The sequence below is a fragment of the Syntrophorhabdales bacterium genome (assembly GCA_035541455.1).
Classification (GTDB): domain Bacteria; phylum Desulfobacterota; class Syntrophorhabdia; order Syntrophorhabdales; family WCHB1-27; genus JADGQN01.
In genome coordinates, this window is sequence record DATKNH010000019.1 from 1 (window position 1) to 6748 (window position 6748).

7 protein-coding genes are annotated in these 6748 nt (G+C 53.8%); 2 read left to right on the forward strand and 5 right to left on the reverse strand.

What is annotated here, in order from left to right; translation table 11 throughout:
- A partial coding sequence (locus VMT71_02185) for a hypothetical protein (protein HVN22751.1) occupies nt 1–341 on the reverse strand: 341 nt, incomplete at its 3' end.
- A gap of 211 nt (nt 342–552) precedes the next feature.
- Between VMT71_02185 and VMT71_02190 the strand changes: the two genes are divergently transcribed.
- Nucleotides 553–1437: a hypothetical protein gene (locus tag VMT71_02190; GenBank protein ID HVN22752.1), complete on the forward strand. Its 885-nt coding sequence runs from the start codon at nt 553–555 to the stop codon at nt 1435–1437.
- A 37-nt stretch (nt 1438–1474) separates the two neighbouring features.
- On the opposite strand, the gene VMT71_02195 is transcribed toward VMT71_02190, so the two are convergent.
- Nucleotides 1475–2314, reverse strand: coding sequence for an AbiV family abortive infection protein (locus VMT71_02195; protein ID HVN22753.1), 840 nt, complete (start codon nt 2312–2314; stop codon nt 1475–1477).
- A 595-nt stretch (nt 2315–2909) separates the two neighbouring features.
- Between VMT71_02195 and VMT71_02200 the strand changes: the two genes are divergently transcribed.
- Nucleotides 2910–3722 (forward strand): mechanosensitive ion channel family protein, encoded by an 813-nt coding sequence (locus VMT71_02200; GenBank protein ID HVN22754.1) that lies wholly within the window; start codon nt 2910–2912, stop codon nt 3720–3722.
- Between the two features lie 49 nt (nt 3723–3771).
- Here the strand turns inward: VMT71_02200 and VMT71_02205 are convergent, their stop codons facing one another.
- From VMT71_02205 to VMT71_02215, 3 genes are all read right to left on the reverse strand, one after another.
- A complete protein-coding gene (locus VMT71_02205) occupies nt 3772–4869 on the reverse strand; it encodes a M24 family metallopeptidase (protein HVN22755.1) in 1098 nt (365 codons plus the stop codon).
- 143 nt (nt 4870–5012) lie between these two features.
- The gene (locus VMT71_02210; GenBank protein ID HVN22756.1) at nt 5013–5462 is read right to left on the reverse strand and encodes a hypothetical protein; all 450 of its coding nucleotides are present in this window, start codon (nt 5460–5462) and stop codon (nt 5013–5015) included.
- Between the two features lie 119 nt (nt 5463–5581).
- Nucleotides 5582–6748, reverse strand: a 1167-nt coding sequence (locus VMT71_02215; protein HVN22757.1) for an MFS transporter, incomplete at its 5' end; no start/stop codon positions are given.

Consider the following 6748-nt stretch of genomic DNA (forward strand, 5'->3'; position numbering starts at 1 on the left):
GCGACCTTCTCATTGCTGAAAATCATACCATGAGGAAGCTGCTGGCACGATTGCTTGCTGGGACCGACTATGGAAGGTACAATGCTGTGCTTCTTATTGTACTGGAATTCAGATATTACAGACACCATGGGATCGATTTGCGTAAACCACTTTCGTTCTTCCATAAGGAACAGCTGATTGATGCGCACCTGAAAGTAATCTTTCCCCGCTTCAAAGGGTTGCACCATCTGTTCCTTGCGGTCTATGTTGTCAAGCGGGATGGTCACAGCGCTGGGCTGCTCACGTTGACTGGTCACGATCTTGTCCGTGATAAAGCTCCAAATCTCTGAAAACGAGCTCATACTTCCTCCTTTGCCCGGGCTCTCAGCCAACTCTGGAATGAGCACACGCAGAAATTCACCATAGCACACTGCTGATTGGAAGAAAATTCAATCTCAGGCCCGCCCAGTGGCCCTAAAAGAATATAATACTGATTTCGCTGCCGGGTGACTGTACCTTATGCCTAATCGGATTTGCGTTGTAGAAAATGGTAAAGTTTTGTGAGGTGTGTTCATGGAGCCAGATCTCGATAAGATGAAGGAATCCCTGATTTCCATAATAAGCCCGATGCTCAACAATGCTAAAGAACGAAAACTGCTTCGTATTCGCATTGAATTTTCGAAGCTTCCACACATTGATGCTGCCCATGCATTTGACAACGAAACAGGCAACCGGTGGATCGTTCTCAATAGTAAGGTATTCACCACGTTGCATCAGGTTAACGATCGGTTCTGCCAGCTGATCAACTTAAACAATAATCCCCATGCAGCCAAAGAAGAACTGCTCTCCGCTTTCCTCAATTTTCCGGATCGAATTGCCGGTTATTTTCTGCGGGGGAAAAGAGAGCCTGCTCTTAAGCCAGGAGAGGCGCCCGGAAATACATGGGTAGCTACGTCTGCTCAACAGATATTTCTCACCCTGCACGAGCTCGGACATGTCTTTCTTGAACACGGCAGGACATCTGCGTCTGACATCGGATCACACGTATCAGTCTGGCATGCGCAGAACGCCCGTCCTGAGGAGGTAGACGCAGTAGATCTTTTTGCGGCAAGCCACATGGCCAAAGGTCCGTGGCCGACAGTATATTCCACAGATCGCCGTCAGTTACTGCTGGGGATTTTTCGATTTTTTGAGTCTCTGGAGCTTCTGAGAAAGATGGACAGATACTCCATCGGCCCTCACATAGCACCCAGAGAACGATTTATCAACATCGCCGGCATTATGGATCGCAAAAGCTATCTCGAGGAAAAGCCCTTCTTTGACGACTGCCAGTCTATGCTTGATGATATGTACAGCGTATGGAAACTTCGCTTCAGGCGAGCGAAGTCAAAGACGACATCCCGCAATGCAGATCGTGCAGTGCGGCTCCCCTTCCCTTGTCCTGGCTTCCGAGACTAGAATTCAGCGCTCGCGCAGATAATCGGCGATAATCGTTTCAGGAATTCTGTTCTTTCGCTTCCTCCTGCAGTCGTCGCATAAGGTCCACGTACGCTCGCGCCTTGGGGGAAATTTCTTTCCAACGCTCAAAGCCGGCTGTAAAGACATCTTTGGATCTGCCGAGGTCCCTGGCAATGGCAGTCAGCAGTTCTCCTTCACTGATTGCAGGCTCCTGCCCCAGCAGTTCTTCGATGCGCGCATAGAGAACTAACGGAGCAATTTCCGGGGACTGCCGGATCATGAGTTCATACTCCCATCGTTCGAACGCGTGAGAGGGTAACGCCTTCAGAACGCTTTCCGCATACGCCGCCTCTTTCTCGAAAAATGCAACCAGTTCAGGGTTTTCATCATCAACAGGTGATGTGAACTTCCCATGTTTCTTGTCGAAATTCACGTGTACGATTTCTTCGGAAGCAAGGCCGAATCGTTCGTCAGCCTCCTCCCTTCTGGCAATGCCAAGGGAAGCCGATTGAAGATCCTTGGGGTGACTGAAGTAACGACGCCACCATGCCTCCCAGTCCTGCACCTCGGACCGGCCCGCTTCGTACAACTGCAAGGCGCTGCCAAGTTCTTCCAGGGCCAGAAGCAGGATGCGGTGAGCGCTCCGGTAACGACCTGCTTCCGCGAGCGCTTTCGCGTCAGGGAGCAGCCGCTGGGCGTTCTCAACGCACAATTTATAGCCATTCCGCAATGCTGTTCTATCCAGTGAGGGATACGCGCCATATTCACTAATCCCGGGAGCCTTCTCATTTCCTATGAAGGTACCCGGCACCGGCGTCCCGCCGGAGCGCCGGGCTTCGACTTCCCGTTGCAGCGTCTGGGCATCAAACACCTTCATGACTCTTCCTCCTGATCTGATCAAGGGCTTTCAGCTGAAGCGCGGGCCCCGTCTCCTTTGCTGATCCTTACTATATTTTCGTCCAATCCCCAGGTGAGTATTAGGTGAACGATCTTTCCATTTAAGGATTATGCAAGACAGGGACAGAGAAAGTCGTTTCAGTGTCAAACGGAAACGATGACGTTTTGAGGCTTTTCGACGCCGCCAAGGCGACGAAAAAAGGTGAGGCCTTTTCAGTACTTATGTCCCGGGAGGACTAATGCGGAACCATGCCGGGCGGCCGTCGTCCTCCCAACGCTGCTGCCGGGTGCCTGCGCCCGAACCTTGCGGTGTAGCACAGCCAGCCGCGAACAATACCACCACGAGTAACACGGCCAGCAGCACAAGATGTCCGCACCTCATCTTTCTATCCTCCTCGTCTGAGACCGCTCATCGCCTTCACCACGAGTGAACGCTGCCATTGGTACGACCTCCCGATACTATGAATATACGAAAATCAGAGTAGTGCATCAAGAAGAAAACTGCGCTATATTTCCTGTAAGCGGTCGCCAGAAACTCCACGCTTGCTGAGATAACCTAAAAAAGGAGGGAGAGCATGGATTATAATCAGATCGGCCAAAACATTCTCACAACAGGCACGGCGGTTGGACTCAAGGTCATAGGCGCAATAATACTCTGGTTCGTCGGCAGCGCATTGATACGTTTCGCCGTCAAAATGATAATCAGGGGTATGCGGCTGAAGGACATTGACCACACCATCATAGCGTATGTTTCGAACGCTGTCTCTGTCCTGCTCAAGATCACCCTGATCGTCGCCATCCTCGGCTATTTCGGCATTCAGACCACGACCTTCGCGGCATTGCTTGCAGCTGCCGGGCTGGCAATCGGGGCTGCGTGGAGTGGGCTGCTTGCGAATTTTGCAGCAGGAGCATTCCTTGTCATACTCAAGCCTTTCAAAGCAGGCGATTTTATCCAGGCGGGCGGCATGATCGGAACGGTGGAGGAGATCGGCCTTTTTGTGACAACAATCAGCACCATGGACAATATCAAAACGTATATCGGCAACGGAAAGATCTTTTCCGACATTATACAGAATTTCTCTGCCAATCCTTACCGGCGCGTAGACCTGGTGGCCCAGTTGGACCACACGGTCGATCCGAAAGTCGCAGTCGGGCTTCTCAAAGAGCGCCTGGCAAAGATACCCAACGTGGTTTCGGCTCCGGCGCCCGACGTGGAGATATTAAGTTTTACGCTCAACGGCCCGGTGCTGGCAGTGCGCCCCTACTGCAACAATGCGGATTATTGGCAGGTGTACTTTGATACCAACAGGGTGATCAGAGAAACATTCGGCGAAGCGGGTTTCCCTGCGCCGCAGCAGCACGTCCAGGTCGCCACAAGACCCGCGTAAGAAAGAAACAACAAGAGACGGATCCCCTAGATGAGAAATCAGGCCCGGATCAGACGACCGCTATTCCGGGTGCTATCCGCGAGAGCTTGCGCGGTTTTCCTTCGGTGACCACGAACATGTCGGCGCACGCCTCGAAGAGGGCCGGATGGGGATCGAAGACCGGGTGAATAGCGACGACCATGCCCGGCTTCAGCACGGTTTCATCATCCAGACTGATGAAGGGTCGTTCGATGATGTCCAGCCCCACACCGTGGCCGGAGCCGCGGGACGCGCCAGTGTAGGCGCTCCCTTTCAGCGCATCATTGATTGCTCTCGCCACGTCGCCGCCCGTATTCCCTGGCTTCAATTTTTCGGCTGCCAGTTCTTGCGCCTTGGTGTCGAGATCCCAGGCAGGGCGCAGTTCTTTGTCGGGCTCCCCCAGGGCTATTAGCCGTCCGAACTGCATCCAGTGGCCCCCCGGCGCCTGCGGCTCGGGATAAAGGTTATAGATGTCGCCCCCTTTCATGATGTCGGTGGCATGCGAGAGAGGATAGCCGCCTATGTCTTCACTTCCCAAGCGATAGAGAACCCTGCAGACTTCAGCCGTGATATCGTTCCACGTCAGGTTGCTTTTTCTTGTACACACGAATTCAACACAGGCCTCATAGGCCTTGTCTACCATCTCCACACCCTTTTCGATGAGCTGGAGCTCTTCAGCGCTCTTGATCATCTTCAGCTCGTGTACGATAGCTGAGGCGCTGAACATAACATCGGGCAGTTCCGTGAGTAGCGCCTGATACACGGGCGCAGGCAGGAAATCGCCCTCTATGCCTATGGGCCCCTTGTCAAGGTTCAGTTCCCGTATGGCAGCGACAATGGCAGGCACGTACGGCTCGCTGTCTATGATCCAGCCGCCTCTGAAGGGAACAGGGCGCCTGTCCTTTATCCAGCCCGGTTTGTTGCATATCAGTATGGGCTCGCCATTCAGCGGAAAAACTACGTAGCCGTATAACAGCTTGGCGCTGACATCGGCGATATAGCGAATTGATCCCCTGCGTTCGAGATGGCCGTCACTCACCACGAGAAGCCCGTTGAGGCCGGCTTCTTCCATAGAACGCCGTATGCTGTTCCATCTCCTATCCCGCTCTTGCAGCGATGCTCCCGTCATCCTACCGCCTCCGGATTGATACTAAGAGAAGTCTTCCCGCCGCCGAATTGTAGTTCTCTCTGACCCCTGATGTCAATGAAATTGCCGTCACAGGAGTTTACTCATTTCTCACGGTATACGTGTAGTGTACTGACTGCGACAGACTAGGAAGGGTTTCCGTTCACCCATGTGTCCGCAACCGCCGCCTCTCTCTTAAGGCGCTCGTCAACGAACTGACTCACACTTCGAGGGCGAACAGCTTTCCTGTATTCATCAACATCCCACAGCACGACGATCCTCTTGATCGTGAATGTCGGCTCTTCGCACAATCCGCCCAGTTCACACACCCAATACCATTTCTCGTTTCGATACACCTGAGCCTGGGCATGGTGACTCCACAGGAAGGCTCCGTACATGCGTCCGTCAATGTTCAGGTCGTAGGTTGCTATCCGTGCCTCATAGCCTCGCCGGGCGTACTGTTCGGCGTCGCGAATCGCAGCCTCCCGGCATATGGTGCAGGATGCAAGGCCGGACGCTATGAAAAGGGCAAGCAGCGATTGAAAGGTGAGGGCGAAGCGCCGCTGCGTCAGCGCTGTACAAAAAAGCTGTTTCATGTTCATCGCTTTGTGTGGTGGGGCTTACCTAGTACAGCGTAATGTCGCCCGTAGAAGAACGCAATACGTCATTCAGTCTAATTTGCATCGACCGAGGGGTTTAGTTCATAGGTTTAATCTCACGGTGTCTCGGTTCTTTCGCTTCGTCCTTCGTGCAGATTGGGCAGAAAGGCCGTCAGAAGGCCGATCGCCGGCAGATAAGCGCAGACATTGTACACAAAGCTTATGCTGGTCAGGTCGGCGAGACGGCCGAACAGGGCAGCTCCCACGCCCGCGATGCCGAACGCCAGACCAAAGAAGAGGCCGGCGATCATGCCAACCTTTCCCGGCAGCAACTCCTGCGCATAGACCACGATTGCCGAAAAGGCGGATGCCAGCACCAGCCCGATAATCACCGTGAGGATAGTGGTCCAGAACAGGTTAGCGTGGGGCAGAAGAATCGTGAAGGGCAACACGCCGAGGATCGAAACCCAGATCACATACTTCCGGCCGATACGGTCGCCAACCGGACCTCCCACGAAGGTTCCCACAGCCACTGACGCCAGGAAGAGAAAGAGATGAATCTGCGCGTAGTGGAGCGAAACGTGAAACTTGCTCATCAGATAAAAGATCAGGTAGTTGTTGATGCTGGAAAGATAGAAGTACTTGGAGAAGATCAGCGCTACCAGGATTGCAATCGCCTTTCGAGCTTCCCGGGACGACACAGGTGACGCGGTCGGCTGCGTTTTGTGCGCTGCGCTCTTTGGCGCGAGGTGTGCGCGATACCAGAAACTGACCGGTATAAGCATAATGATCGTCGCCAGCGCGATAAGGGAGAACCAGGCGATGCTCGATTCACCTCTCGGCACAACAATAAAGGCTACCAGCAGCGGCCCGCAGGCAATACCAACGTTGCCGCCGACCTGAAAGAGCGACTGCGCGAAGCCGTACCTGCCTCCTGAGGCCATGCGGGCGACACGGGAGGATTCCGGATGAAAGACCGACGAACCCGTGCCGATTAATGCTGCCGCAAGAACAATCGCATGAAAACTGGAGGCGACCGAAAGCAATAACAGGCCGATGAGGGTTGAGCCAAGCCCGATCGGCAGCGAAAAAGGCTTGGGATGATGATCCGTGTAAAGACCTACGAGCGGCTGCAGCAACGAAGCGGTCACCTGCTGTGTCAGCGCCACAAGTCCTATCTGCCCGAAACTCAGATGAAGCGAACTCTTGAACATGGGGTATATTGACGGCAGCAGCGACGCCATCGAGTCGTTGAGCACATGACACACTGCTATCGAGCCCAG

Coding starts and splice junctions, on each gene's coding strand:
- VMT71_02190 (HVN22752.1), top strand. CDS start 553: ATGGAGCCAGATCTCGATAAGATGAAGGAATCCCTGATTTCCATAATA.
- VMT71_02195 (HVN22753.1), bottom strand. CDS start 2,314: ATGAAGGTGTTTGATGCCCAGACGCTGCAACGGGAAGTCGAAGCCCGG.
- VMT71_02200 (HVN22754.1), top strand. CDS start 2,910: ATGGATTATAATCAGATCGGCCAAAACATTCTCACAACAGGCACGGCG.
- VMT71_02205 (HVN22755.1), bottom strand. CDS start 4,869: ATGACGGGAGCATCGCTGCAAGAGCGGGATAGGAGATGGAACAGCATA.
- VMT71_02210 (HVN22756.1), bottom strand. CDS start 5,462: ATGAAACAGCTTTTTTGTACAGCGCTGACGCAGCGGCGCTTCGCCCTC.